At 42.2% G+C, this 25,095-nt stretch carries 32 protein-coding genes, 1 tRNA gene and 1 pseudogene; 24 read left to right on the forward strand and 10 right to left on the reverse strand.

Going from position 1 to position 25,095, the window contains the following annotated elements; genetic code table 11:
* Nucleotides 1-37 precede the first annotated feature (37 nt).
* The 7 genes from FIB07_06625 (at nt 38) to FIB07_06655 (ending at nt 5,034) form a co-directional block, all read left to right on the forward strand.
* On the forward strand, nt 38-1,003 hold the full coding sequence (locus tag FIB07_06625) for a formylmethanofuran dehydrogenase (GenBank protein ID NJD52529.1): 966 nt from the start codon (nt 38-40) through the stop codon (nt 1,001-1,003).
* A gap of 146 nt (nt 1,004-1,149) precedes the next feature.
* Entirely contained in the window at nt 1,150-1,719 is a 570-nt protein-coding gene (locus tag FIB07_06630; protein NJD52530.1) for a hypothetical protein, read from the forward strand.
* 128 nt (nt 1,720-1,847) lie between these two features.
* A complete protein-coding gene (locus FIB07_06635; GenBank protein NJD52531.1) occupies nt 1,848-2,231 on the forward strand; it encodes a hypothetical protein in 384 nt (127 codons plus the stop codon).
* An 84-nt stretch (nt 2,232-2,315) separates the two neighbouring features.
* A complete protein-coding gene (locus FIB07_06640) occupies nt 2,316-2,567 on the forward strand; it encodes a hypothetical protein (protein NJD52532.1) in 252 nt (83 codons plus the stop codon).
* Complete coding sequence (locus FIB07_06645) at nt 2,567-2,764, forward strand: helix-turn-helix transcriptional regulator (protein ID NJD52533.1); 198 nt, start codon at nt 2,567-2,569, stop codon at nt 2,762-2,764. The genes FIB07_06640 and FIB07_06645 overlap by 1 nt, the downstream gene beginning before the upstream one ends.
* 2 nt (nt 2,765-2,766) lie before the next feature.
* Nucleotides 2,767-3,825, forward strand: a complete 1,059-nt coding sequence (gene corA, locus FIB07_06650; GenBank protein NJD52534.1) for a magnesium/cobalt transporter CorA — start codon at nt 2,767-2,769, stop codon at nt 3,823-3,825.
* A gap of 24 nt (nt 3,826-3,849) precedes the next feature.
* Nucleotides 3,850-5,034, forward strand: a complete 1,185-nt coding sequence (locus FIB07_06655; protein NJD52535.1) for a hypothetical protein — start codon at nt 3,850-3,852, stop codon at nt 5,032-5,034.
* 125 nt (nt 5,035-5,159) lie between these two features.
* On the opposite strand, the gene FIB07_06660 is transcribed toward FIB07_06655, so the two are convergent.
* The 6 genes from FIB07_06660 to FIB07_06685 form a co-directional block, all read right to left on the reverse strand.
* Entirely contained in the window at nt 5,160-5,468 is a 309-nt protein-coding gene (locus FIB07_06660; protein NJD52536.1) for a hypothetical protein, read from the reverse strand.
* Between the two features lie 155 nt (nt 5,469-5,623).
* Nucleotides 5,624-6,172, reverse strand: a complete 549-nt coding sequence (locus FIB07_06665; protein NJD52537.1) for a hypothetical protein — start codon at nt 6,170-6,172, stop codon at nt 5,624-5,626.
* Between the two features lie 346 nt (nt 6,173-6,518).
* Nucleotides 6,519-8,474: a hypothetical protein gene (locus FIB07_06670; GenBank protein NJD52538.1), complete on the reverse strand. Its 1,956-nt coding sequence runs from the start codon at nt 8,472-8,474 to the stop codon at nt 6,519-6,521.
* Nucleotides 8,475-8,601: 127 nt separating this feature from the next.
* Entirely contained in the window at nt 8,602-9,705 is a 1,104-nt protein-coding gene (gene scpB, locus FIB07_06675) for an SMC-Scp complex subunit ScpB (GenBank protein ID NJD52539.1), read from the reverse strand.
* On the reverse strand, nt 9,702-10,394 hold the full coding sequence (locus FIB07_06680) for a segregation/condensation protein A (protein ID NJD52540.1): 693 nt from the start codon (nt 10,392-10,394) through the stop codon (nt 9,702-9,704). The genes scpB and FIB07_06680 overlap by 4 nt, the downstream gene beginning before the upstream one ends.
* A gap of 41 nt (nt 10,395-10,435) precedes the next feature.
* A complete protein-coding gene (locus FIB07_06685) occupies nt 10,436-11,365 on the reverse strand; it encodes a 4-demethylwyosine synthase TYW1 (GenBank protein ID NJD52541.1) in 930 nt (309 codons plus the stop codon).
* 116 nt (nt 11,366-11,481) lie between these two features.
* Here FIB07_06685 and FIB07_06690 point away from each other — a divergent pair, with 116 nt between their 5' ends.
* A complete protein-coding gene (locus tag FIB07_06690) occupies nt 11,482-12,678 on the forward strand; it encodes a methionine adenosyltransferase (protein ID NJD52542.1) in 1,197 nt (398 codons plus the stop codon).
* On the opposite strand, the gene FIB07_06695 is transcribed toward FIB07_06690, so the two are convergent.
* Nucleotides 12,675-13,064, reverse strand: coding sequence for a YjbQ family protein (locus FIB07_06695; GenBank protein NJD52543.1), 390 nt, complete (start codon nt 13,062-13,064; stop codon nt 12,675-12,677). The two genes, FIB07_06690 and FIB07_06695, sit on opposite strands and share 4 nt — an antisense overlap.
* Before the next feature lie 78 nt (nt 13,065-13,142).
* On the opposite strand from FIB07_06695, the gene FIB07_06700 reads away from it, so the two are divergent.
* The 8 genes from FIB07_06700 (at nt 13,143) to FIB07_06735 (ending at nt 18,875) form a co-directional block, all read left to right on the forward strand.
* Nucleotides 13,143-13,751 carry a dTMP kinase gene (locus tag FIB07_06700; GenBank protein NJD52544.1) on the forward strand — a complete coding sequence of 203 codons (609 nt, stop codon included), beginning with the start codon at nt 13,143-13,145 and terminating at the stop codon, nt 13,749-13,751.
* Nucleotides 13,752-13,841: 90 nt separating this feature from the next.
* Nucleotides 13,842-15,152: an ammonium transporter gene (locus FIB07_06705; protein NJD52545.1), complete on the forward strand. Its 1,311-nt coding sequence runs from the start codon at nt 13,842-13,844 to the stop codon at nt 15,150-15,152.
* 38 nt (nt 15,153-15,190) lie between these two features.
* Nucleotides 15,191-15,529: a P-II family nitrogen regulator gene (locus tag FIB07_06710; protein NJD52546.1), complete on the forward strand. Its 339-nt coding sequence runs from the start codon at nt 15,191-15,193 to the stop codon at nt 15,527-15,529.
* Between the two features lie 17 nt (nt 15,530-15,546).
* A complete protein-coding gene (locus FIB07_06715; GenBank protein NJD52547.1) occupies nt 15,547-16,095 on the forward strand; it encodes an O-acetyl-ADP-ribose deacetylase in 549 nt (182 codons plus the stop codon).
* A 230-nt stretch (nt 16,096-16,325) separates the two neighbouring features.
* Entirely contained in the window at nt 16,326-16,739 is a 414-nt protein-coding gene (locus FIB07_06720; GenBank protein ID NJD52548.1) for a hypothetical protein, read from the forward strand.
* A 72-nt stretch (nt 16,740-16,811) separates the two neighbouring features.
* Nucleotides 16,812-17,225: a VOC family protein gene (locus tag FIB07_06725; protein ID NJD52549.1), complete on the forward strand. Its 414-nt coding sequence runs from the start codon at nt 16,812-16,814 to the stop codon at nt 17,223-17,225.
* Between the two features lie 36 nt (nt 17,226-17,261).
* Entirely contained in the window at nt 17,262-17,930 is a 669-nt protein-coding gene (locus tag FIB07_06730) for a dihydrofolate reductase (GenBank protein NJD52550.1), read from the forward strand.
* 21 nt (nt 17,931-17,951) lie between these two features.
* Nucleotides 17,952-18,875 carry a VOC family protein gene (locus tag FIB07_06735; protein ID NJD52551.1) on the forward strand — a complete coding sequence of 308 codons (924 nt, stop codon included), beginning with the start codon at nt 17,952-17,954 and terminating at the stop codon, nt 18,873-18,875.
* Between the two features lie 75 nt (nt 18,876-18,950).
* Here the strand turns inward: FIB07_06735 and FIB07_06740 are convergent.
* Nucleotides 18,951-19,035, reverse strand: a tRNA-Ser gene (locus FIB07_06740).
* Nucleotides 19,036-19,238: 203 nt separating this feature from the next.
* Between FIB07_06740 and FIB07_06745 the strand changes: the two are divergent.
* The 7 genes and pseudogenes from FIB07_06745 (at nt 19,239) to FIB07_06775 (ending at nt 22,599) form a co-directional block, all read left to right on the forward strand.
* Nucleotides 19,239-20,336, forward strand: a pseudogene (locus FIB07_06745) (IS200/IS605 family element transposase accessory protein TnpB).
* 97 nt (nt 20,337-20,433) lie between these two features.
* A complete protein-coding gene (locus tag FIB07_06750) occupies nt 20,434-20,823 on the forward strand; it encodes a DsrE family protein (GenBank protein ID NJD52552.1) in 390 nt (129 codons plus the stop codon).
* Nucleotides 20,824-20,837: 14 nt separating this feature from the next.
* A complete protein-coding gene (locus FIB07_06755; protein ID NJD52553.1) occupies nt 20,838-21,206 on the forward strand; it encodes a sulfur reduction protein DsrE in 369 nt (122 codons plus the stop codon).
* 5 nt (nt 21,207-21,211) lie between these two features.
* Nucleotides 21,212-21,586 (forward strand): hypothetical protein, encoded by a 375-nt coding sequence (locus tag FIB07_06760; protein ID NJD52554.1) that lies wholly within the window; start codon nt 21,212-21,214, stop codon nt 21,584-21,586.
* A gap of 75 nt (nt 21,587-21,661) precedes the next feature.
* Nucleotides 21,662-21,877: a DUF2281 domain-containing protein gene (locus tag FIB07_06765; GenBank protein NJD52555.1), complete on the forward strand. Its 216-nt coding sequence runs from the start codon at nt 21,662-21,664 to the stop codon at nt 21,875-21,877.
* Nucleotides 21,877-22,257, forward strand: a complete 381-nt coding sequence (locus tag FIB07_06770) for a PIN domain-containing protein (GenBank protein ID NJD52556.1) — start codon at nt 21,877-21,879, stop codon at nt 22,255-22,257. The genes FIB07_06765 and FIB07_06770 overlap by 1 nt, the downstream gene beginning before the upstream one ends.
* A 27-nt stretch (nt 22,258-22,284) precedes the next feature.
* Nucleotides 22,285-22,599, forward strand: a complete 315-nt coding sequence (locus FIB07_06775; protein NJD52557.1) for a hypothetical protein — start codon at nt 22,285-22,287, stop codon at nt 22,597-22,599.
* On the opposite strand, the gene FIB07_06780 is transcribed toward FIB07_06775, so the two are convergent.
* Together FIB07_06780 and FIB07_06785 are read right to left on the reverse strand one after the other, a co-directional pair.
* Entirely contained in the window at nt 22,600-23,799 is a 1,200-nt protein-coding gene (locus FIB07_06780; protein ID NJD52558.1) for a methionine adenosyltransferase, read from the reverse strand. It abuts the gene before it with no gap.
* 9 nt (nt 23,800-23,808) lie between these two features.
* Complete coding sequence (locus FIB07_06785; GenBank protein ID NJD52559.1) at nt 23,809-24,339, reverse strand: gamma carbonic anhydrase family protein; 531 nt, start codon at nt 24,337-24,339, stop codon at nt 23,809-23,811.
* Nucleotides 24,340-24,463: 124 nt separating this feature from the next.
* On the opposite strand from FIB07_06785, the gene FIB07_06790 reads away from it, so the two are divergent.
* Nucleotides 24,464-25,063, forward strand: a complete 600-nt coding sequence (locus FIB07_06790; GenBank protein NJD52560.1) for an isoprenylcysteine carboxylmethyltransferase family protein — start codon at nt 24,464-24,466, stop codon at nt 25,061-25,063.
* Nucleotides 25,064-25,095 lie beyond the last annotated feature (32 nt).

The following is a 25,095-nucleotide window of genomic DNA, read 5'->3' on the forward strand; positions in this document are numbered from 1 at the left end:
CAAAGTATTTTTAAGATAGGTCAACAGTTCGAATCCTATGTTCCTGGCTTTAAAAGACCGCATCGATAACCTGTGCGATTACACATACAATTTCACATGGCAGAATAATAAAATCCGTCCGGGGACAATCATCCCTTCCCAGGCTGGTACGAGTTACACTTATTTTGACCTTGTAAATGAGTTGAGGAAAGGGAAGGAGGTGCATATTTCAGGTAATGCAGGCAAAGGTCTGGGTTACAGCATGGGAGTGAACCTCAGGCATTTCGGAGGGACGGGAGCTATTGAAAGTGCAGGAAAACTCTATATCGATGGGGATGTCTCATCAGAAATGGGGATGGGCATGGTTTCAGGAACCATATATATTAAAGGAAATGTGGAGCAGCCCACTGGAAATGTAATAGAGGCGGTATCGGATGAACCAGGTTACAGGAAGTTTCGGTCTATTACGGATATCCTGTGCAATGGAACAGGGAAGGATGTGCTTATCAAGAACAAATATGATTTGCGAAAAAAACATCTGCTACTCGATGATGGAATCATGCGAGGAACAATAGCTGCAAGATGCAACTGCGAAGCTGCAATCACAGTTGAGGGTGAGGCATATAATGGAACAGGGCTTTTGATGCAAAAAGGCAAGATCCATATCACAGGAGATGCAGGCATGAATACTGGCGCGCATCTTGATGGCGGTCTTATAATTATTGAAGGAGCAGCAGGTGAATTTGCCGGGGCGTATATGAAGAAGGGCATACTTATTTTAAATGATGCAAAGGGATACGCAGGGGCCAGTATGAAGGATGGGGCGATCTTATCAAAGAAAAAAGTCAATGTTTCGCCTCCGGTAGAAGAACTTGACATAGCGCAGGAAGATGCTAAACTGATTATGAAAAATCTGGGCATTGGTCATGTCGAAGCTATGAGCTATCATAAATACGGGATAGTTAAGGAGAGACTTGTCAGGATGAAGGATGGGTCGGTAGTTGTGAGAAAAGTCGGGGAGTGATCCGTGGAACTGTAAGCTTTATGTGAGGAGAACTTGAAAGAAGTGAGATCTATCGACTATTTTTGATTTATATAAGTTAATATTCTATGATAATGATGTTTGACACCCAAACGTATATCAGGTTTGTTACCAAATCTAATTTGTTCATGTCAGAATATTACAATATCCTTACAAAAGTGATGGCAAATAAGCAGATGTCAATCAGCAGCATAGCAAGGGAATTGAAAAAGAACGGATACGACCAGCACAGGCTGATACTTACAGGATATCTTCGGGCTTTGCATGAAATCGGTTACGTGGAAGAGCTCGACATACCGCCATCAAAAGTATATATTTTAAAACCCGGTATGAAACGTGATGTTTATAGTATTGTGAAAGAGCATTTGAAAGATATTGATATTTCAAAAAGGTTAGAAATTGCAGTATTTATTCTTTCTTCACTTTTCCACCGCCCGTCTTTCAAATATGAGCTTGAATTGCTGGGTATCGAAGCGCGAAAGACCGACACAGTAAAGGAGTCAAAGGATGCCCTCCTCAATGAACACCGCACGGCCGTAACACGCATAAAAATTCCAGTAGATGATCCGGCTTTTGAGATGAACGGGGACATAAGTGAGATACAACTTCTTGGGAACAAAGTCCTTATAGATATTATTAAAGACCTGATCGACCTTGACGGATTAAAGGCAAAGTCGCAGCAGACAAAACTTGCCTGACATGAACTACTTTATCTCCTTTTCTCACACAGGAACAAAAAGGGATGATCGGATCGACAATAGAAAGCTTTAAGTAAATGTTATAAATATATAACATTAAGTTAGAACTACGCAACAAAGATGATATTATGAAAAAAGAAAATAAAATAAGCATTGCAGTTGCTGTGGGCTTTCTTGCGCTTGGAATGATATTGAGCAATTATCCGGGCAGCGTAAGTTCCGGCATACTGTCAGGCATATTCGCGGTTGGGTTATCGATGCTATTCACAAGCCTGTACAGGCATTTCAAGTATGGCGAGGGAGTAGAGCAGGATGAAAGAACAAGAAAAGTAATGTATCGCGCGCTTGCAGGCTCCTGGTTTGCCACGTTAGTTCTGACAACGGTATTGATGTTTGCGGATAAGGTTAACGTAAACCTGGATATTCGGGGTGCTTTAAGCATTGTCTTTTTCTTCATGGTGTTCACATTCAGCGCATTCAATTGGTATTTTGAGAAAAAAGAGGATATGTAATGAAACTTCTTTCGATAATTGGCGCGGCAGTGCTTGCCATCCCGTTTGTGCTTATTCAATATTTTGAAAGAAAGGGGATGCGCAGTGAAATTCAGAACCGATAAAGATATTTTGTTTGAAGCGGGTTTTTTTATTTTTTTGGTGTTAATTTTTTTTGCGCGTTGGCTTCAAAATACATCAAATCAGCATCTGTCACTCTTTATTGCTATTTGGGCCACTATGCTGGTAAGAACGATATATCAATCAACAAAATCAAAACCAACAGTTATTCTTGTCGATGAACGAGGACAATATGCGTTATTTGCATTTTATTTCCACAAAAAAGGCGATATATGATGAAAACCCGCATCAAGGAATTCCGCGCAAAATATGACCTGACTCAGGAAAAGCTTGCACAACAAGTCGGGGTCAGGCGTGAGACCATTGTTTTTCTTGAGCAGGGAAAGTACAATCCGTCGCTGAAGTTAGCGCATGATGTTGCAAAGGCGCTGAAATCGAAAATTGAGGAGTTATTTATTTTTGAAGATGATTAAAAATGCCTAAGAAAAAAAGGTCGGTCAAAACAGGTCTTCCGCCAGGGTCATTGATCCATATCGGGGAGAAAAAATCTGAACATGTAAGGATCAGGATACTTGATTATGATGAAAATCAATTTGAGGAAAAAGAGGCCAGGACAATTGAGGAGTGTTTTCCCTTCAAAGACAAGCCAACGACCACATGGATAAATATTGATGGCCTTCACCAGGTTGATATAATTGAAAAGATAGGAAACAAATTTGGCTTCCATCCCCTTCTGCTTGAAGACATCCTGAATACAGAGCAGCGCCCCAAGATAGAGGATTTTGAGACACATATCTATATTGTCTTAAAGATGCTCTATTATAATGAAAAAACACACAATATAGACATAGAACAGATCAGTATAATTTTTGGGCATAATTTTGTAATTTCGTTCCAGGAAAAAGAAGGTAATATTTTCGATCCTATAAGAGAAAGAATCCGGACTGGTAAAGGCCGTACCAGGAAGATGGGAGCAGATTATCTTTCATATAGCCTGGTGGATTTCATAGTTGACAGTTATTTTTCAATTCTTGAAAAATTGGGTGAGAATATCGAAGATGTTGAAGAAACAATGATTACCAATCCAAAACCTGCAACATTACATGGAATTCATTGTTTAAAAAGAAAGATGATCTCCCTGCGTAAGTCGGTGTGGCCTTTAAGAGATGTTCTCAGTGCCCTTGAAAGATCCGATTCTGCTTTAATCCAGGAACAGACGCGCATATATCTTAAAGATGTTTATGATCACACAATCCAGGTGATTGATACAATAGAGACCTACAGGGATGTGCTATCGGGTATGCTTGATGTTTATCTTTCAAGTATCAGCAATAAAATGAACGAGATAATGAAGGTTTTAACGATAATTGCAACAATATTTATTCCCCTGACTTTTATAGCCGGTGTTTATGGGATGAATTTTGAATTTATGCCTGAACTCAGGTGGCGCTGGGGTTATCCTGCTGTCTGGATCGTAATGACCTGTGTAGGGATTTCAATGCTGGTTTATTTCAGGAAAAAGAAATGGATATAAATGTTGAGATAATAGAGGTGCTTGATGAGATTTCTTTATGGGGATTCGACTGAATTCCGGATGCAAATAGACTTCCTGAGACTGCTGAACAGTTTTGTAGATACAGGTGTTAAGACTATAAAATTTGAAAATGCTGTTTTTGATCTCAAAGAAACGATAATAGACAGGAGAAGACTTAAGAATTCTGTTACAGATGAGATGGATAACTTTATCCTTGCAGTTGAGAACGCGATTGAGGGAGCGGTTACCAGGAGTAAAGAGCAGGAGACGATCGTTAAATATGCAGACAGGAGCAAAGAATATTTGAAAACATTGATAGAAGAAGGCAAGACAAAGTTCTCGGATGAAATATCCAGGGAGATCGCGCAGCTTGAAAAAAAGATTGAGGAGGCAAACGAGGAGAACAGGAAATTACTGGAGACCTTCTTTATCTACGATCCCATACCTGCGACAGGCAAAAAATATACTATCAAACTTATAGAAAAAGGTTACTCTGCAAACGTACAGGTAGACTATGAAAGTGGAATTTCCTGCCTTTTTTACATTGCATCACCAGAATCCGGGTTCTGGAAAAGTCATGTAAGGGCTCATGATTTTGTAAAAGGTATAGAAATACCTGCAAGGATGAAAAAATCTTTCCTTAAAAAAGAACTTGTGCCTGATAATGTGAACATCGATTTTTTTCTTCTCAGTGATCTTATTCTCTCAGATAAAGAGCTTGAAGTCGTTTTCAGGAAAAGATACGGCGCCAGGGCTGAACAATTCAGACTGAAAATGATTTTAACAGAAGAATTTTCAGTTGATGTGTCCTATACAGAGGAGAATGGTGTAGAGACGAGCGTTAATGCTGTTCCTGAATTGAAAAATGAATTAAATATGTTAAGACTTCAGGAATTCGGGAAAAAAATTGCCGAGAAGACAAATGATCTTTATCTCAAGAAACAAAAGTTAGAGACCATATTCCTGGAAGAAAAGGATATTTTTGAGGAGAAACTTGTTTTTGAGCTTATGCAGAAGGTTGCATCAATATTCGCTCCTACGGTAGCAGAGATAAAAAAACACAGTCCTTCGGGCGAAGAACTGTCTCTTAAATCGGAAGATGAATATGGTGGAAGACATGAAATATATCTTAAAAAATCAGAGGTAAAGGATAAACTTAATGTGATAGAAGAAAAGGGTCAAAAGTTGTTAGAGATCCTGCTTGTCTGAAAATATAAGTATTTCGACAATTGGAAACTTAAATAGCCACTGTTGGCGATTGGGAAAAATCGTTATCAGTTATGAAAATATCCAGACAAGCTCTTATAGAAAAAATAAAAATAGAAATCGTAGAATCAATTTCCAGTCTCAAGGGTTACACTATCGGATGAATCGATCTGGACACCCAGACCGCACCCGGTAACTAGCTGCTGCGCCACCCATGAGGGTTCAAATGCATCACTAAACCCTGTTAAAATTGTAGCGGGTCCCGGGTACTGGTTGCAATAATTTAAGTCATAAACCTCTAGCTGCGACGATGTGACTCCGATAGCCTCCCCATCGTATATGTATATCCCCGAACTCGCAAGAGCAGGCGATGCGGTACCCGATGGTCCTTTGTCAGCCGTCCATAGCATCCACCAGTGAGGACTATAAGTAAACACTCCCCCTTGGATCCAATTACTAACCGGCACTCTTATTCTGGTGCCGTTAACGTAGATACTTCGGTCAGTCCATACAAAGACCGGGTTCATAACCCAATATTGGTATCCTGTCTGTCCCCATTCTATTACGGGCTGTAATATGGTCGTGGCGCCAACTAATGAGCCAAAATAGGCGCTAAACTGGCTTCCTTTGTTAGGTGGTTCCCTGGAACTTTCATGAATGTGCCGAAATTCCAATTTGGCTTGTTGGTTGGATCTGGTATCCATGAATATGCCTGTTCAACGGCATAGTTTACTGTTTCCACGTGCACTGTCGTAGTTGGAATCTCACCAAGCTTAATGAGTTGGTAAGTGCATTCCCCATTCTCGCATGTTACGCTTAATGCAGTATCATGCTGGTTTTCATCGATTAACTTATTGTTCTTTATTACTTCGACCATATCGCTGCCAAAAGAACTCTTATTTTTTTCCTCGGGTTGCTTGAATTTTCCGGTTTTTATTACAATGTTTTTCTCAAGGTCGGCTTTTTTAACGATCTTGCCTGTTCCCGGAATTATAATATCATCAGGCGATCGATTATATTTTCCATCCACTTTTGCAGGGTCATCGCTCTGTTGCGGCACCGCGAAGCCAATGCTGGATGCAACAATCAGCATCACGATTGCGCATGCTATATATTTTATTCTGTCCCTATTCCATTTCATACTTTTTCCTCCCAATATTTTTCTTAAAAGTCATCATAACCAAAGTCATACAGACAAACTCAGGTCAGAAATTTTATTTACTCAGCTCGAGTTTCAACCCCACCAAGGGCTGATTTACTAATATACTCCATTACCATATAATTCTTTTCAATCTCTCTTAGAGCCTGTCTGAAAATTTGACCTACATTTGGTTTTCACACCGATTCGATGCACATAATTGGTTATGAGTGAGTATTCAGAGGCATTTTTGGACAGGATTACAGGATTTACAGGATGGAAATTAATCCTGTCCAGAATAAATATTCAGACATGCTCTCAGGTAAATTCATATTGTTTATTTCTTTTATCAGATCTTCTCCAGTTGCACATTATCAATGAAGTACTTGTCTCCTGCTTTCGCAAATGGTGCAAGCCAGAACATTAAACGTCCATCGGTTACCGCACCTGCAAAACCAGTCGTATCAAATTCAGTCGTAAAAGACTGCCAGCTCGTGCCAAGATTTGCCCTGTAGGATAAACCGTAGTTGGTATATGGTGAACCGTGCTTAATTAAATTCACACTAAGATCATGTCCGGACGTCGAATATGCTGAAAAAGTCAGCCGATAGCGTGTGTTTGGTTCCAGTGGTATCCCCTTCTGATATAATTGGACATTCGTACCCCCACTATTCAGAACAATATTTGCAGAATTAGATCCCTCAGAGGCTGGTGGGCCTGTAGTGAATGTCCCGGTTCCATTTGTATAGAAGTTCCAGGAAGCAGTACCGGATTCAAACCCGGGGTTCTTGATAATATTAGTGTGTGTGCTGACAGTACCTGCTGAAAGTGATTTTACATACTCCACCAGGTCTCCCTTTTCCTGGGCTGTCAGGTTCAGATTAAAGAAGGTGTTATAATGATCCACTACATCCAGCAATGTCTTGAAGCGCCCATCATGATAGAAGCCGCCCTTGTTCTCAGGCTTCATGAATAAACCGTTCTCGCGCACAAACACACCTGCGAGGTTCATGGTCTTATATACTCCGTCCGGCGCCCGGTCTGCCTGGAAACTGTCTATACCGATTTCAGATGGCTTATGCAGGTTCCATCCTGGCTCGGTCCAGAGCGGTTCTACATGGCAGTTGTTGCATTGCGCCTTTCCGCTGAAGAGTTCATCTCCGCGCTCTGCAGCTTCCTTATCAAAGTCTATGCCAGGCTTCGGCACAGGCGATGGAATGGCCAGTTGATAGAACTGAAGGGCCGGAAGTTTAGACGTGATCAGGTCACTATCAGGATCGGTTCGCACGTTCCCAAATCCGTTGGCAGCAGCTATCGGGAACCTGGTTGAGTCATTCAACCTGGGATCATAGAACACTCCTTTCCCGTGCATTTCAAGATTGGCGACAAAAGCGTTCCAGTACGGGACCGAACCCCATGCGCCTGTCCATGTATGCTGGTTGAACCCTGCCAGTCCGAAAGCGTTCGGGATCAAAGTAGCACCTGATACGTTCGTCCCTGTTACAACGCCATCGGTCATCTGCTGGGGATTAAACGCTTTGCCATCCAGGAACAGTTCTGCATCGAATTTCCCGGGACCCCAGCTGTTAAGCACTGTTCTTACTGTAGGTTCTGAAACGTTCAGAAGATTGGCTACCAGAGTAAGATCAGGAGAAAGATTTACAATTGCGCCTACATTGAGATCATGGTTTGCCCAGCCGTCCAGCCTTCGCCCGATGCCTGGAGCAAACGAATCATCCACTGTTGAGTGGCAAACAGCACATGTAATCCCAACAGTCGTGAGTTTCCCGTCATTATCAAATGAACCGTTAATACCAACAACTGCGTTGAGTTTGATTAAAGCAAGCGTTGTAGCCGGATCATCAAGATTTACATTTCCTTTTTCAAGGTCTTCGACCAGGTCCCTGGGAAGCGCATCCACATCAACTTTTAAGCCCACGTCCAGTGCGGTCTTCGGGCTGACGCCAGGCCCCACCCCTCCGTTTGCTTCGCCTGCAATGGCCTGGTGTATTTTAAGAGTGTCACCCCAGAATGCCTCGTCACCGAAAGTGTCAAAGCGAAAGATTTGCCTGCCTTCCATAAGCATTCTATGCGCATTTGCATGAATCGGGTCTTCTTTCATTTTCCCATGAACATTCATCATCCCGTTATCTGTGCTAAATTCATTGTCATCAATTTGTTGTGTATTTTCATCAATTTGATTCACTGTAGTTTCCTCAGAAGTTGCATTTACTGCGTTGAAGCCAACAACACCCCAGACAATAAGTGTAGCAACTAAAATACCGAATATGTATCTCTTACTCATATAATCCCTCCACTTTACCTAATATCAGAATTCTGATAGTAATACTATAAAACATTACTATATATACTTTTTCTGACCGGTGCTGTAAAGTTGTCGGTTGTTAATGTTAATAATTATATTAAGTAAATCATAAGCAGTTGCCTTTCTTAATGTTCAATCCCTCGATCACAGCATCATACCTCTGGCAGACCCTCTTCACCACATCCATTTCTGCCTTTTTATGAGTGGGTATCAGAATATCGGCCCCCCCTCCGATCTCCTTTCCTTCGCTCGATGTACCATAATCCGGCGCTATCTTTATGCCATCCGCTGAAATCCCCAGGCCCATTTCATTGATCATACGCGAGACCATTTCTGTCTGGGGCATGACTTTTGCAGTTATGAAATTGGATTTATCGATATACTGAGCCTTTAGTTCAGAAATGTATTCAATGCTTTCCTTTACTTTTCTTTTGCTTCCGTATTCTGCAAGGATATTAATGGAGTTGATAATATCTTCAAAAGTTGTTGCCTGGATCTCGATTATCCTTCCGTCAAAAATATTGCTCACCCTTTCCTTATATCCTTTTGAAATTACAAGAACACCCATTTCCTGTATGCGGTCATGCTCCTCTTCCGTAGGTGTATACGGATTGATCACAGTATATTCTGCTATACCACAAAGCTCCATCAAAGATTCATACATGGGACTTACACCGATCCCCTGCTTTCCGAGCCATTTGTCAAGACCCATTTTCTGTTCCCTGGCAAGCTCTATGATCTTTCTTTTTATAGCTTCAGGATCGCCTGATTCAAGGTTAAAATACTCCGCAAATCTCTGCGTAGTCGCAAGAAGCCGCGTTCTTCCCTGCTGGACTGCTGAGATAAAACCGCTTTCTTCAAGTTCCCTCACATGATCATAGGTCGCAGGACCTCTCCTGTCAACAAGTTCTGCTACTGTTATGGGCTGGTGATATGCTATCATGGCAAGTGTCCGCAGAACCGGCGAGCGCAGCTCTTTAGGCGCTATTGACCTTACCCTGTCAGCAAATTCCGGTTTTACCTGCATTATGAACCTGTCATCCATTTCCTTTATCTCAATAGCACTATCGTGCGCTATATATTCATCTGCCAGTTGCCGGAGCAGTTCCCTGACATTCTTTCCCCGCACCAGGTTTTTAAGCTGCCCGATATGAAGGGGCTCACCGGACGCAAAAAGCGCAGCTTCCAGTATCTCCTTATCCCTGCTCATGATGCCACCCTGCTTATGAAAATTTCACCAAAGAATTCTTCCTGTTCAATCCATATCTCCTTTCTTGTAGCAAGGAATAAAATCGCAAGATAAGCCATTAACATCCCTGCCCTGTCAAGGGGAGAGGACAGTTCCGAAAATTTAATAGATTTTTGTTTTTCCAATAATTCATTTAATATTAATCTCATCTTCCCAATCCTGCTTTCTATATCTTCTTCGTGGGCCACTGAAAGAACATCCTCAAGAGTAGCCCTGATCTCATCTTTTTTATTGTCAACCCGATTAAGCCTCTTTTTTTCAAATGCTTCTGCCTTCTTTAGCTCAGTCAGTAATTCTTCAAGCGTCACCGGTCTTTTCGAATAACGGCGAAGGGGCATGGAAGGTACAGGATAATCGCTTATTTCAAAATTATCCGACTCAATATCTATCTCCTCCTGAGGCTCTTCCACTTCAACCAGTGCATTTGATTTCATGCGCAGCAATATCGAAGCGTAAAGGAGAGTTCGCCCCGAAACGCGAAGATCCATTTTCTCAATATTGTCTACCATCTTTAAGAATTTGTCCGTAAGTTCAACGATGTTGATATTCCAGGGGTCGATTTCACCATTTTTGGCAAGATTTACCAGGATCTCAATTGGTTCTCCGAGTATATCCTCTTCCGGAATTACCTTATCCTCTCCTTCAGTCATATTCTGATGATAATAAGCATATAAAGCACATAAGCATTTTGTTATATATTTTGTTTCCTGCCATCCTTCGATAGCAGCACTACCCGGCTTCCACTCGAATCATCTGCAATACAATATTCAAGCGCCTGTGCAACCTGTTTTGAAAAACCAAGAACCTCCTCATGTGAAGGCATATTATCCTGAGAAAGCCGCTTTCTTGAAAAACCAAGATGCATATATGCTTTCAATTCTACATAATCAGGCCGGGCAAGTTCTATAAGCCGCGCGTAACCTCTCGGGTCCACCATATTCACTCCTTTTGTCAGGGTTATCCTGATGGCCGTCCTTGTGCCCGGACGCTTCAGGATTTCAAGAGACTGCTTTATGTTTTCCCAGCTATTCCCGATTGGGGAACATGCTTTTTCATATGTATTTTCATCCGGCGCATTAAGGCTTATATAAAGCTGCGTGGGTTTTATTTTTTTTACCATGTCAGGGATCGTGCCGTTTGTGACCACAAAAGTGGTCAGATCATTTTTATGGAACTCTTTTATCAATTCAGGAAGATAGGGATACATTGTTGGCTCGCCTGATAACGAAATTGCTACGTGTTTCGGGGAAAATGCCTCTTTCCACCTTGTTTTATCCATGAATTCCGAACCGCCATAACCTGAAACAAGCCTGCGGTGTTCATTAAAAACTCCCTTTACAATATCTTCGGGCGAATCCCATACAGGGGGTACTTCTACTGGTACTTCGACCGCCCGCCAGCAGTGAAGGCACCTGTGGTTGCAGACAAGCGTGGGAGTCATCTGTATACACCTGTGGGATGTCATCCCATAGAACTTTGATTTATAACATGCTCCCGTATTACGGATACTTTTGTTGAGCCACAGGCATGTTTTCACAGCGCTGTGGGTTCCAGCAAGGTGATAACCATGTTTTTTAAGGAGCGTTTTTGTAGTTTCCGGTAAAGAAGTCATTTCTTTCATTTTTCTGTAAATTTATTATCCAGCATTAAATTAACATGAATAAATAGATTTACATAAACAAAAAGTTATTATATGGTAAATAGCATCATTTGAAGAAAACCTTTTGAGGTAATTAAATGGCAAGAAACATTCGCGTGGAAAAAATCACACAGACTCCAATTGAAAAACAGGAGATTGAAATAGTAGAACGAAAAGGTGTAGGGCACCCGGACAGCATGGCTGACGGTTTTGCAGAATCGGTAAGCAGGGCGCTTTGCAATGAATATATCAAAAAATGCGGCACAATCCTTCATCATAATACAGACCAGGTCGAGGTCGTAGCCGGGCGTTCCTGCCCTGAATGCCGGGGCGGGGAATTGATCTCACCTATCTATGTATTGCTTGTTGGAAGGGCAACAAAAGAATTTAAAGATACAAAAATAGCCACAGATACCACAGCAATAAGAGCTGCAAAGAATTATCTTAAAACCACTCTTCCTGATATTGATTCGGAACATGATATTATCATAGATTGTAAACTTGGTACGGGCTCAACAGACCTCCAGAGTGTTTTTAATCGCAGGAAAGCGCCAATGGCCAACGATACATCTTTTGGTGTAGGCCATGCCCCGTTTTCAGAAGTGGAGAATATAGTTTATAATACCGAACGCCAGATGGTCTTGAATTTCAAGAAGGATCTTCCCGCCATCGGAACAGACATCAAGGTCATGGGTATGAGGAAGAATGAAAAAATAACCCTCACAGTAGCATGCGCCATGATAGGCAAACATATTGATGACAATTCACATTACTTCAATATAAAGGATGAACTCCGCGACAAAATATGCGACCTTGCTGAAGAATATACCGACCGCGAGGTAGAAGTCTTCATAAATACGGGTGATGATGAAAAAACAGGCTCGATTTACCTGACAGTTACAGGAACTTCTGCTGAAATGGGTGACGATGGCTCAGTCGGGCGCGGCAACAGGTGCAACGGCCTGATCACGCCCAACAGGCCCATGAGCATGGAAGCCACAAGCGGGAAGAATCCAATAAACCATGTAGGAAAACTATACAACCTTCTTTCTAACCAGATTGCCAAGGATATTGCAGCAAATGTCCCTGGCATCGAAGATGCGTATATCAGGATTCTTTCCCAGATCGGTCATCCGATCGATGAGCCATTGATCGCAAGCGCCCAGATAATACCGCAGGATGGCGCCAATATGAAAGCCATCAAATCCGAGTCTGAAGTTATAATTGATAAATGGCTCAACGATATTACAAAGATCACCGATATGACTACAAGGGGAGAGCTGGAAACTTTCTAGCTTTCCATTATTTTTATATTTACAGTGCGCTTGCGGGGGCCGTCAAGTTCGACGAAGAAAATGCTTTGCCATGTGCCAAGCACAGGATGCCCATCTTCGACCGGGATTGTTTCGCTCATTCCCAGAAGCACGGCACGCAGGTGTGCGTGTGCATTATTATCTATCTGGTTATGGGCGTAGCTTTTGTTTTCCAGAACAAGGTTTTCTAACATCTCCAATATATCATTCCTGAGCCCGCGTTCGTTCTCGTTGATTATTATACTGCCTGTGCTGTGGCGCGTGGAGATGACGCAAATACCATCCTTTACCCCACTTTCCCGTACTGCTGTACGAACCCGGTCAGTTATATCGATCAATTCTGTTTGTGTTGTGGTTTGAATATCCATGATTTTCACTTTCCCATTGGTAAATAAATTTGAGAAATGCATAAGCTTTTTCATTATTTACCAGGATATAGGTAGTAAATGGTACCAAAAGGAAAATTAATCACTCTTGAAGGGATTGACGGCACAGGAAAATCAAGTATTGCAAATATGCTTAAAAATAAATTTCCAGAAGTTGTTTTCACACGGGAACCCACTCATAACTGGATTGGAAAAGCAGTGAAAACATCGATTGAATCTGATACTGACCCTCTTGCGGAACTTTTCCTGTTTGTGGCAGACCATGCCGAACATATTGCCAGGGTAATAAAACCTGCTATTGAAGAAGGAAAGAACGTAATATCAGACCGATATTCTGACAGCAGGTATGCATATCAGGGTGCAACTCTATCTAATATTTTCGATGATGCGATGGAATTTGTTATAGGTATCCACAAAGGCTGGACAATCATTCCCGATCTGACCATTCTTTTCACTATCGATCCAGCCATTGCTGTAACAAGATGCGGTGTTCGCGGAGAAAAAACAAAATTCGAAAAGATTGAGTTCTTAAAGACAGTTCAGGGAAATTTTCTAAAACTTGCAGAAAGAGAACCTGAAAGGTTTGTGATAATAGATGCCGGAGATGAACTCGCATCTGTTGAATGTCAGGTTGAGTCTGTTATTAAGAAATTCCTGAATAATGAATAAAACACTGGAAAAAATATTTGGGTTACTTTTATATACAATAAAATCTTCAGTGGATTGCCTTTTGCCTTGTAAAGATTTGAGGTTCAATATATGATAAAACAGCTCATTGTGTTCATCATCCTCGTGTTGTTATTTTCAATACCCGCCCTCGCCGCAGAATCCATTGATAGCCCCATCAACGGTGCAGATACCGTCTGGGTACTCATTTCAACCGCCCTTGTCATGCTCATGACCCCCGCCGTCGGTCTTTTTTACGGTGGGATGGTACGGAAAAAGAACGTACTTTCAATTATCACACAAAGCTTCATCGTTCTTGCACTTATCAGCATCCAGTGGATACTTTTAGGGTACAGTCTTGCATTCGGTCCGGACGTTGGCGGGCAAGGCCTGATTGGCGGGCTCCAGTGGGTCGGGCTAAATGGTGTTGGAGCCGCTACCAATGCTGATTATGCCCCTACGATACCGGCATCCGTATTCATGATATACCAGGCGATGTTCGCAATCATAACCCCGGTCCTCATCACTGGCGCTTTTGCTGACCGGATGAAATTCAGCACCTTTATTGTTTTCACTCTCATCTGGACTACAATCGTATATGATCCAATAGCGCATTGGGTCTGGGGAACAGGGGGTTGGCTGCGGGAACTTGGCGCCCTTGATTTCGCAGGCGGTCTTGTTGTACATACAAGCGCAGGGTTATCAGCGCTTGCTGCAGCGATCATCATCGGGAAACGCATTGGTTTTAAGAGCGAAAACATGGCGCCGCATAATGTCCCGATGACAATACTGGGCGGAATCCTTCTGTGGTTTGGCTGGTTCGGGTTCAACGCGGGAAGTGCAGTTTCTGCTGGAAGCCTTGCCGCAAATGCTTTCATCGCGACAAATACATCCGCAGCCGCAGGAGCGCTCACCTGGATGGCAGTAAGCTGGAAGCATGGCGGAAAACCAAATGCCCTTGGAATTGTCACAGGCGGAGTCGCAGGTCTTGCTGCAATTACACCGGCATCAGGATATGTGGGGCCGCTTGCAGCAATAATCATAGGCGGCGCAGCCGGGATCTTATGCTATTTTGCAATGCACTTCAAGAACCACAAAACCAATATCGACGACTCACTTGATGTATTTGCATGTCATGGTGTGGGAAGCGCATGGGGTGTCCTTGCTACCGGGATTTTCGCATCGATTGCGATTAATTCTGCCGGAGCAAATGGTCTGGTTTTTGGTAGCTCCAGTCTGATAATATCGCAAATTGTAGCCATTGTCGTGACTGGCGTTTATTCATTTGTAATGACAGTTATTATATTAAAGATACTCAATGCAACCATGGGTCTTCGTGTCCGCGATGATGAAGAGGTAGAAGGTCTTGATATTACTCAGCATGGAGAGAAGGCATATGTTTAAAAAGAAGGATAGCTTAAGCAAAACAGGCTGGTGATCTCATGAAAAAAATTGAAGCAATAATCAGGTCAGAAAAACTAGGGGAAATCAAGAAAGCACTGGCAACCGCTGGTTTTATAGGTCTAACCACCTACGAAGTAAAAGGGCGCGGACGTCAAAAAGGAGTTGTATTACAATACCGTACTCAGGAATACAGGGTGGATATGCTTGCCAAGACCAAAATTGAACTTGTTGTGGATGATGCTGCTGTGGAAAAGGTCATAGAAATAATCTGTGAATCCGGAAAGACAGGAAATATTGGTGATGGTAAGATTTTTATCCTGCCGGTAGAAGAAATAATTCGTATAAGAACCGGAGAAAGAGGAAAAGAAGCGATATGAGTGCTTTTTCTCCTATTATGCAAACGCTAATTGGAAACACCAGACTGATCCTCATATGCGGGGATATCACAGAACAGGAAACTGAAGCTATTGTCAATGCCGCCAACCCGGACCTTATGGGCGGTGGCGGGGTGGACGGCGCAATTCACAGGAAGGGCGGGCCTGATATTTTGAAAGAATGCAAAATAATACGCAAGAGATATCCTGATGGATTGCCATCAGGTCAGGCAGTAATCACAACAGGCGGAGCACTAAAAGCAAAAAAAGTGATACATACTGTTGGTCCTGTCTGGCACGGCGGAAATAATAAAGAACCGCAACTGCTTGCAGATTCCTATAAGAATAGTCTTAAGGTTGCGATCGAAAACGGGATTAAAACAATATCTTTTCCTTCGATTAGCACGGGAGCCTATGGATACCCAGTTGAAAAAGCAAGCGCGGTAGCTCTCAACGCGGTCATTGGATTCCTGGAAGGATTCTCTTATATTAAAGAAGTCCGATTCATTCTTCATAGCCCTCATGACCTTGTGATTTATGAACAGGCATTAACCGAAATTATCCGGTGAAGCCCTATTCTCGGCGTATCCGGGCGTTTGGTTTATCGGCGTGGATATTATAGAAATGTGTGATCGTTGTCAGGCGATTCAAACCAATTTCCCAAATAGGGGCATTTTAATATGATGAAAACAAATCAATCTAACAAAATGAACATATGAGGACAGGGGCGTAATTCTCAAACGGGAACCAGAGAGAATGATGTTCGCAAGTTTGAAGAAGTTACTGGAGGACTAATATTATGAGAGATTCTATAAAAAAACTATTTGCAGATTACGAAAAAGCATTCAATTCACTTGATGTTGAAAAGCAGGTGCCGTTGTTTGCAGAACATTTCATTTCAGCAGGTCCTAAGGGCAGTATCGCGCTGGGAAGAGATGAATTCGCCAGGATGGCGGGCAAGGCTGCGGAATTTTACAGAAGCGTAGGGCAGACATCCGCAAAAATCCTGTCCATGGACGAAATCCCAATCAGCAATGAATATTCGATGATCAAAGTCCACTGGGGAGCGACGTTCAAAAAGACCGGGAATAAGCTGATCGAATTTGATGTTACGTATTTTGTCCAAGAAACCGACACCGAACCAAAAATCATCATGTTCATAGCTCACCAGGATGAGGAGAAAGCCATGAAAGAACTTGGTCTCTCAGGGTGAAATTTATGAACCCGCGAAAAATCCTTATATCATCAATTACATAATTATCTTATATGGGGGAATATAATGAAAATGAATCCTGTCGTACATTTTGAAATGCCGGCGAAAGATAAGGATCGTATGAGGAATTTTTACGAGACTGCCTTTGGCTGGAAGACGGAACAGCTTGGTAAGGAGATGGGCGAGTATGTGCTGGTCGCTACCACCGAAAGCGATGAGAAAACCGGTCTTCCCAGGAGACCCGGCGCAATCAACGGCGGCTTTTACGAGAGCACCGATCCTCTGTTGCAGTATCCATCAGTCGTCATTGCAGTTGACGATATCAAGGAGGCGATGAAAATGGTGGAAGAAGCAGGCGGAAAAGTGCTGGGAGGACAGGTACTCGGAAAACCTGACAGTATCCCTGGTGTCGGACTTTATGTGTCATTCATAGACACAGAAGGCAACCGCGTGAGCATGCTTGAGCCAGAGCCCATGCAACAGTAGTCGGAGGAATATACTTAAACCTCAGGAGAAACGATTATGAGAAAACTTATTGTAACCACATTTATAACGCTTGATGGGGTTATGCAGGCGCCAGGGGGACCAGAGGAAGATCCGGCAGGCGGTTTTACTTATGGCGGATGGTCTGTCAATTACTGGGATGACATGATGGGGCAGGTCATGGGCGAATTTATGGCAAAGCCTTCTGAATTATTATTGGGCAGGAAGACCTATGAAATCTTTGCTGCGTACTGGCCATACATTAAAGATGATCCGATTGCCGATAAACTGAACAGCGTCAGGAAGTATGTTGTCTCCAGAACGCTTGATGAAGTGGATTGGAATAATTCCACACTTGTTACAGGAAATGTGGAGCAGGCAATAAGAAATCTCAAGGAACAAACCGGTCCAGATATCCAGGTGCACGGCAGCGGCAATCTTATTCAAACGCTGCTTAAACATGATCTTATCGATGAGTTCCGGTTATGGATTTTCCCGGTTACGATAGGGAAGGGAAAAAGGCTATTTAGCGACGGGACAAAGCCTGCCAGTCTCAAGCTTACCGATAGCAAGATATCTACCACCGGTGTCATCATCACTACCTATGAACCCGCCGGGGAACTCAAGACCGGATCGTTTGGGCTTGATAATCCAAGTGAAGCGGAAATTGAAAGACGCAAACGACTGGCCAATGAAGGCAAGAAGTAGGAAAAATAATAGGAGTAAATTATGACAAACATGAACATCAAACAAAAAATCAATCCCTGCTTATGGTTTGACCATCAGGCAGAAGAAGCGGCGGAATTTTACACTTCTGTTTTCAAAAATTCCAGGGTCATGAATATTACTCGCTATGGCGAAGCAGGCGCGAAGGCATCAGGAAGAGCAGAGGGAACGGTAATGACCACTGAATTTGAGATTGAGGGGCAAGAATTCATTGCACTTAACGGCGGACCGATATTCAAATTCACTCCAGCTATATCATTTCTTGTTGCTTGTAGTACTAAGGAGGAAGTCGATACAATATGGGAAAAACTCTCTGAAGGGGGTGTGGCACTCATGGAGCTTGGTAAATATCCCTTCAGCGAAAAATATGGATGGACGCAGGACAGGTACGGTCTTTCATGGCAGGTGATGTTCATGGGCGATCGTAAGATTAAGCAGAAAATCACCCCGACGCTTATGTTTGTGGGTGGGCAGTCCGGAAAAGCAGAGGCTGCGATCATTTTTTACACATCGGTATTCAAGAATGTGGAGATTGGCAACATCCTACGCTACGGCAAAGGCGAGGAACCCGACAAAGAAGGAACAATAAAACATGCCGACTTCACGCTTGAGAATCAGGGGTTTGCGGCTATGGATAGCGCTCGTAAGCACGACTTTAGCTTCAATGAGGCCATTTCGCTTATGGTTAAATGCAAAAACCAGGAAGAAATCGATTACTACTGGGAGAGACTCACAGCAGACGGAGGGCAAGAAAGTGTATGCGGCTGGCTCAAGGATAAGTTCGGTGTTTCATGGCAGGTTGCTCCCGCTGGCCTGGACGAGATGCTGCGAGACCACGATAAAGAGAAGGTGGAACGCGTTACCAATGCTTTCCTGAAAATGAAAAAGTTTGACATTGGAGAATTGAGGAAAGCATACGAGGGCTAATGTTTTACGGATAAGTTCGGAGTGCAGTGGATGGTGATTTATACCTACCCGAAAGAGAAGTGAAAATTAACAAAACGCCGAGGGGGAGATTTGAACTCCCGCTGTGCGGTGCACAACCGGTTTTCAAAACCGGCGCCTTAGGCCGCTGGGCTACCTCGGCATACTTCCTGCGAAATGGTTGGCATGGGTAATAAAATCGTAGGTTAAAGGGTAGAGAAAATCCATTTGCTTTACCAACGGGATGAAATCTTACCCCCTTTTTTAATTGTAATGCCTATGCCGGAAAAGCAATTGTCGAGAAAGCACATCAAGGAGATGCATAACGATAAATAGTTTCAAAACAATATAAAGATGTTGTGGGAAATGAGAAAAGCATATCAATTCAGGATATACCCGAACAAGAATCAGGAAGTTAAACTGAACAGAACACTTTCCATATGCAGACACCTATACAATGATTCACTTGCAGAGAGAAAACGACAATCTGAGCTTAATAATCTATGTAAAACCTTCGAAGTTACTCCATGGGGAAAACCCGAATGGATCTCATATGTAGATCAAGCGAACGCTCTTCCTGATAATAAAACTATTTTTCAGAAAGAAGTACATTCGCAAGTGCTTCAAAATACCTTAAAAAGAGTAGAGAGGAGTTTTAAGAATTTCTTCAAAGGCTTCGGATACCCAAGATTCCAGGGAAGAGATAGATACAATTCATTCACATATCCACAAAGTGGGATTAATCTTGAAGAGGAGAAACTTAACATTTCTAAAATCGGAGTTGTCAAGATCGTTCAGCATCGAGAGATAGAGGGTAAAATCAAGACATGTACGATTAAGAAGGATGTTGATCAATGGTATGCAATATTTTCAGTTAAAATAGACAGACCAATAATTCCAGTTGAGATCAAGAGACCAATAGGCATAGATGTTGGATTGAGATCATTACTAACCCTTAGCAATGGTGAACAAATAGAACCGCCCAAGTTCCTGAGATGTTCCGAAAAGAGATTAACAAGAGAACAGATCAAGCTTTCAAGGAAAAAGAAAAGAAGTAATAACAGAAAGAATCAGGCTACGATCGTAGCCAGAACACACAGGACAATCAGGAATCAAAGAAAAGATTTTGCTAATAAAACATCAAGAATACTGGTAGATACCTATGATAAAATCGTATTTGAGGATTTGCAGATAAAAAACATGGTGCACAACCATCGTCTTGCAAAATCCATCAACGATGCAGGATGGTATCAGTTGATCAGATTTACAAAATCCAAAGCAGAATACGCTGGGAAAATAGTTGAATTGGTCAATGCCAGGAACACAAGTCAGAATTGCAGCAAATGTGGTAATTTCGTATCGAAGAACATTTCAGTCAGGAAACATTCTTGTCCTTTCTGTGGCCTTGTTCTGGATAGAGACCATAATGCTGCAATCAATATACTAAAAAGATCAAATACCGCAGGAACTGCGGAATTCAAAGCCTGCCCGAGTAGTCTGAGCACAGACACAATGACGCAGGAAGCCTCAAAGCGTGAGGTAGTTCACTAATATTGCCTACATGGAAACATTTAAAACTCAATCGATAATTATTAACCCCTCTAATCATAGAATCAGAGAAAGAAAAATGACAAATCTGTTACTCGTCCTATCGAAAGACCCGTATACTACGGAAACACCCGACCTTGTGCTTGATATCGGGTTGAATGCAAAAGAAAAAGGAAATGATGTCTCATTATATCTCATTGAAGACGGCATAACCGCTGCAAGAAAGTCCGAGTTTGGAAATAAACTCGCAGCAGCCCAGAAGAAGGGCATCAGGATATATGCTGACGATAAAGCAGTACTTTCAAGATCGCTCACCAACAAATTAATTGGCGGTGTGGAAATAAAAGAAATCGGCGCACTTCTTGATTACATAATGGAATATGACAGGGTAGTCTGGTTTTAGGTGAAGGTGATAAAATGACAGGAAAACAACTTACGATCGTTTCGATAAACGGCCCATACAGGGATGAAGGAGTATTTACATTGATAAGACTTGCACACGCGGCTAAAGAAAAAGGCATAACTGTCAACTTCTTTAACTATCTTGATGCAACAATAATCGCCCACAGGGACCAGGCACCAAAAGAGTTTCCTCCGGTAGAGACAATTTTCGGGACAATAGTCAAAAAAGGGATAAAACAGCCAAAAGCAGATGCTATCGCCTGTATAAAATGCACGGATGCCAGAGGCGTAACAAAACAGCAGACAGAGGGCGTCATTATCGGCGGACTCTATGACCTTGGCGAATGGACAGCAGAATCCGATAAGACAATACTTATAGGGTGATCAACATGAGCAAAAAAGTAAATGTAATCGTAACGCAGCCCCCTTATGGAAAAGAAGATGCATTTTCAGCAATCCCGATGGCTGCTTCGCAGGTCGCAGCAGGAAATGAGGCTTCTGTGATTTTCGTCAGTGGCGGCGTTCATTCGATCGTGAAAGGACAGAAAACAGGATACGGGGATCTGGCAGTCTGGTTCAAGGATGTCCCGTCCGTGGAATCTGAGATCACAAAGAACATAGAACTTGTGGGTTTCTATGCACTTGATAAGGATATTGCAAAACGCAACATAACAGATTCGGAGATCATAAACGGGATAAAAAAGATAACGCTTCCGGAATTGACTGACATGATACTTGAAGCGGATGTGAATCTGGTGTTTTAAATATCCGATAGCTATAGATATCCAATCATCTTATAATATGACTATGATATATGTGTAAATGCGCTCGGTGATAAAATGGAAACACAAGTTATCACATCAAAATTAGATCAATTGCCAGAAGATCTGAAAGAAGAAGTTTTGGATTATATAGAATTTTTATTGCAAAAAGGAACATATCAACGAAGAGCAAAAAAAAATAAGTTTAAATTTGACTGGGAAGGAGGTTTGTCAGACCTAAAAAAAAAATATACCTCAGTATCACTCCAACATAAAGCATTGGAGTGGAGGTAATGTACCTCATTGATACAAATATTTTTTTGGAAGTTCTGCTAACACAAGAAAGACAAGAAGCCTGCAAAGAATTTCTCGAAAAAAACATTGGGAACCTATGCATTTCTGACTTTTCTTTGCATTCGATTGGAGTAATATTATTCAGGAATAAAAAAGAAAAAATTTTCCAGAAATTTGTAAAAGATATTCTTCCGAATGTAAAAATTATTACTTTATCAAAACTATCATATCAAAATCTGTCTGATATGAGAAGGAAATTCGGGCTGGATTTTGATGATGCTTACCAGTATAAAATCGCGAAAGATAGTGATTTTAAATTAGTTACTCTATATAGAGATTTTGAAAAAATTAAGAATGATTTGGTCGTGATGTTTTTATGATGCACTATTTAATGAATGGAGAACTTCATGAGACAATTATCAGACCTTGATAAAAAAATCCTCAATAAACTCGCTCCCGAACTCGAAGGCGCAACCGGTCCCGCGCCCGGACATGACTACAAATTCATCCTGCTTCCGGTCTCGCATAAGTTATCCGAATCCCCGGAGGACTTTGCGAACAGGGCTAACAGGCTGACGGATGAGGAGCTTGTTTACCTTGTGGATCTTATTTTGCGAGGAGACGAGGATGTGCGCTCGCTTGCTGAAGGGGATTACGATGCACTTCTTGAAATGATTAAGAAGAGGCTGCCGGAAAAGGTTAAAGAACTAAAAGATCGCTGATCAGTTAACTGGTATTTTCCCATACGCCAGTTCCATGCAGAATTCCTGGATGCTGGCAAGTTCCCTGTCGATAACCTCATCTATCTCTTTTTCCACACTTTCAAGAGTTCCTCTCTCCATAATGACCTGCGCTGCTGCTATCCTTGGCTGGTCGATTGGCTCTCCTATCTGGCTCAAAAGCCATACATAGACTTCTTTTATGTCCGGGACATTGGCATATATCTTATTTGCGATCCTGTGGCTCAGGGCGTTGTATATTTTTCCCACATGGCTTACAGGGTTTTTTCCGGCGGCTGCTTCACTGCTTACCGGACGGTTCAATGGAATGATGCCGTTCACGCGGTTCCCGCGCCCCACCTGGCCGGAATCCGCATCCTCAGCAGAAGTTCCGGTTACGGTGAGGTAAATCCCGCCCATGCCCCGCCTTTCCCTGTCAAGCGTGTTCAGGGAAATGGAAGGTTCAAATTCCATCTTCCCGGTAACATAAGTTCGTATCTCTTCCAGCAATTCTTCTTTTTTCCTGAAATACCCTGCTTCTGATTCGACATACATATCTATAAGAGGGTCTGCAATGGTCAAATTGAGTTTATTCTTTTCCCGCAAACCCATGACCTTAATATCCTCACCCGATTCAGGGAATCTTTTCTTAAAATCCGGGGAGTTCAAATACTTCTCAGTTTCAAGAACCAGTGTCTCCGTGGGTGTCATAGGTGCATATCCAACAGCCGCCGAGGTATCATTAGCGCCAAGTATTGCATCTTTTCTCTTGAATATATCCGTAAGTTCTGCCGAACCCCTTGCAAGTTCAACCTGATAAAGAATAGAATCACTATTTACAAAGCGCAAGTTCTCATTAATCCATTCTTTTGCGGCTTCAATAGCAATAGTATTTACATCTATAACCTCATTTTCGACCTCAAAAGTAGCCCTGTCCCCGAAAATGATGCGCATCGGTTTTAGTATCACCCCGCCTCCAAATTTTGTCTTCACCTCGCCTGCAACAAGCATCCCCTTATCGATATTATGGTGCATGATAGCTCCAAACCTCTCCATATATTCCTTACACAGGCGAATGGAGACCTCGTTCATTATGGAATCACAGATATAATCAGGATGTCCAAGTCCTTTTCGTTCTACAACTTCGACTTTTCGCTCAGTTATCGGGGTTGCACTGAATTCGTCAATTTCAATATTTCTCAAGTATTCACCTTATTTTTGTTGATTTCTATTGATTTTTATTGATTTCAAATATTGTCTGGTCAATTTTTCATAATTATTCTGCGTATTTCTTATCATAGCAAGATCTTCTTCTGTTGCCATCCTGATAATTTTACATGGCACACCCAGAGCCACACTGTGGGCAGGTATTTTATAACCCGGAGGCACTAACGCGCCTGCTCCGATTATTGCTGATTCCCCTATCCGGGCCCCATGAAGTATTGTGGCATTCATGCCAATAAGGGCATTGTTTTCAATGGAGCGCCCATGCATCACGCAAGAGTGACCTATGATAACCCCGTCACCAATTTCAACATCAATTTCGTCAGAATGTATTACAGTGTTATCCTGGATACTGCAATTTTTACCTATATTTATTTTTGCCCTGTCAGCGCGAATGACAGTATTGAACCACACGCTTGTTCCTTCACCTATTGATACGTCTCCGATAAGACATGCAGTATCCGCGATAAAAGCATTTTTTGCAATAACGGGCTTTTTATCTTCAAATCTGTATAACATGCTCCATTTGCGATTTTTCCCTTTTGCAACCTCCCGCATATAATAAGAACCTGTTTACATAAATAGATTTTCAGGTATAAGACACAAGCAATTAAATAGTTTAACCACAATAAAATAATACGCAATGGACAACATAATAAAGTTCTTTTTATATTTCATTTTTTTTGCGGTCATTCACAGTCTTCTTGCTACGGATCATGTCAAAAATAAGGTAGAAAAGCTGCCTGGAAAAGCCTTCAGGTATTACAGGCTACTATATTCTTTGATCAGCATTCCCTTATTTGCTCCTGCTTTGATGGTGTGGATATCGTATTCAAATTCCACCCCTGTAATTTATGTGATCCCGCAGAATTTGTATCCGGTTGTTGTCCTTGTGCGCCTGGGCGCTATCGGTATGTTCGGGTATGCCCTGTTGCAGACAGACGTCCTTGAATTTATCGGCATAAAGAGGCAGAAGAAAAAAGTACTTGTTACACGCGGAGCTTATGCAAAAGTCCGCCATCCGCTTTACACAGCAGGAATTCTCCTTCTGGTTACTCAGATGCAAATGACTCTGCTTGATTTAACAGCAGTGCTGCTGATAACAGGTTATTTTCTTATAGGTGCGTTCATTGAAGAGAAAAGACTGCTCTCAACATTCGGGGATGAATACAGGAAATATCAGGAACAAGTGTCTATGTTCATCCCTGTTAAATGGTTCATGAAAAAGATATCAAGGATATGAATTCTTGAATACAGATGTTAAACCATTAGAGT

The organism is Candidatus Methanoperedens sp., from assembly GCA_012026795.1.
GTDB lineage: Archaea > Halobacteriota > Methanosarcinia > Methanosarcinales > Methanoperedenaceae > Methanoperedens.

Bases quoted from the DNA above. Each gene is read 5' to 3' on its own strand.
- FIB07_06645 (NJD52533.1), top strand. From the start codon at position 2,567: ATGAAAACCCGCATCAAGGAATTCCGCGCAAAATATGACCTGACTCAG.
- FIB07_06655 (NJD52535.1), top strand. From the start codon at position 3,850: ATGAGATTTCTTTATGGGGATTCGACTGAATTCCGGATGCAAATAGAC.
- FIB07_06770 (NJD52556.1), top strand. From the start codon at position 21,877: ATGTACCTCATTGATACAAATATTTTTTTGGAAGTTCTGCTAACACAA.
- FIB07_06680 (NJD52540.1), bottom strand. From the start codon at position 10,394: ATGACTGAAGGAGAGGATAAGGTAATTCCGGAAGAGGATATACTCGGA.
- FIB07_06665 (NJD52537.1), bottom strand. From the start codon at position 6,172: ATGAAATGGAATAGGGACAGAATAAAATATATAGCATGCGCAATCGTG.
- FIB07_06730 (NJD52550.1), top strand. From the start codon at position 17,262: ATGAGAAAACTTATTGTAACCACATTTATAACGCTTGATGGGGTTATG.
- FIB07_06775 (NJD52557.1), top strand. From the start codon at position 22,285: ATGAGACAATTATCAGACCTTGATAAAAAAATCCTCAATAAACTCGCT.
- FIB07_06705 (NJD52545.1), top strand. From the start codon at position 13,842: ATGATAAAACAGCTCATTGTGTTCATCATCCTCGTGTTGTTATTTTCA.
- FIB07_06690 (NJD52542.1), top strand. From the start codon at position 11,482: ATGGCAAGAAACATTCGCGTGGAAAAAATCACACAGACTCCAATTGAA.
- FIB07_06785 (NJD52559.1), bottom strand. From the start codon at position 24,339: ATGTTATACAGATTTGAAGATAAAAAGCCCGTTATTGCAAAAAATGCT.
- FIB07_06725 (NJD52549.1), top strand. From the start codon at position 16,812: ATGAATCCTGTCGTACATTTTGAAATGCCGGCGAAAGATAAGGATCGT.
- FIB07_06755 (NJD52553.1), top strand. From the start codon at position 20,838: ATGACAGGAAAACAACTTACGATCGTTTCGATAAACGGCCCATACAGG.
- FIB07_06715 (NJD52547.1), top strand. From the start codon at position 15,547: ATGCAAACGCTAATTGGAAACACCAGACTGATCCTCATATGCGGGGAT.
- FIB07_06625 (NJD52529.1), top strand. From the start codon at position 38: ATGTTCCTGGCTTTAAAAGACCGCATCGATAACCTGTGCGATTACACA.
- FIB07_06710 (NJD52546.1), top strand. From the start codon at position 15,191: ATGAAAAAAATTGAAGCAATAATCAGGTCAGAAAAACTAGGGGAAATC.
- corA (NJD52534.1), top strand. From the start codon at position 2,767: ATGCCTAAGAAAAAAAGGTCGGTCAAAACAGGTCTTCCGCCAGGGTCA.
- FIB07_06685 (NJD52541.1), bottom strand. From the start codon at position 11,365: ATGAAAGAAATGACTTCTTTACCGGAAACTACAAAAACGCTCCTTAAA.
- FIB07_06750 (NJD52552.1), top strand. From the start codon at position 20,434: ATGGAAACATTTAAAACTCAATCGATAATTATTAACCCCTCTAATCAT.
- FIB07_06700 (NJD52544.1), top strand. From the start codon at position 13,143: ATGGTACCAAAAGGAAAATTAATCACTCTTGAAGGGATTGACGGCACA.
- FIB07_06670 (NJD52538.1), bottom strand. From the start codon at position 8,474: ATGAGTAAGAGATACATATTCGGTATTTTAGTTGCTACACTTATTGTC.
- FIB07_06720 (NJD52548.1), top strand. From the start codon at position 16,326: ATGAGAGATTCTATAAAAAAACTATTTGCAGATTACGAAAAAGCATTC.
- FIB07_06695 (NJD52543.1), bottom strand. From the start codon at position 13,064: ATGGATATTCAAACCACAACACAAACAGAATTGATCGATATAACTGAC.
- FIB07_06630 (NJD52530.1), top strand. From the start codon at position 1,150: ATGTCAGAATATTACAATATCCTTACAAAAGTGATGGCAAATAAGCAG.
- FIB07_06765 (NJD52555.1), top strand. From the start codon at position 21,662: ATGGAAACACAAGTTATCACATCAAAATTAGATCAATTGCCAGAAGAT.
- FIB07_06735 (NJD52551.1), top strand. From the start codon at position 17,952: ATGACAAACATGAACATCAAACAAAAAATCAATCCCTGCTTATGGTTT.
- FIB07_06635 (NJD52531.1), top strand. From the start codon at position 1,848: ATGAAAAAAGAAAATAAAATAAGCATTGCAGTTGCTGTGGGCTTTCTT.
- FIB07_06790 (NJD52560.1), top strand. From the start codon at position 24,464: ATGGACAACATAATAAAGTTCTTTTTATATTTCATTTTTTTTGCGGTC.
- scpB (NJD52539.1), bottom strand. From the start codon at position 9,705: ATGAGCAGGGATAAGGAGATACTGGAAGCTGCGCTTTTTGCGTCCGGT.
- FIB07_06760 (NJD52554.1), top strand. From the start codon at position 21,212: ATGAGCAAAAAAGTAAATGTAATCGTAACGCAGCCCCCTTATGGAAAA.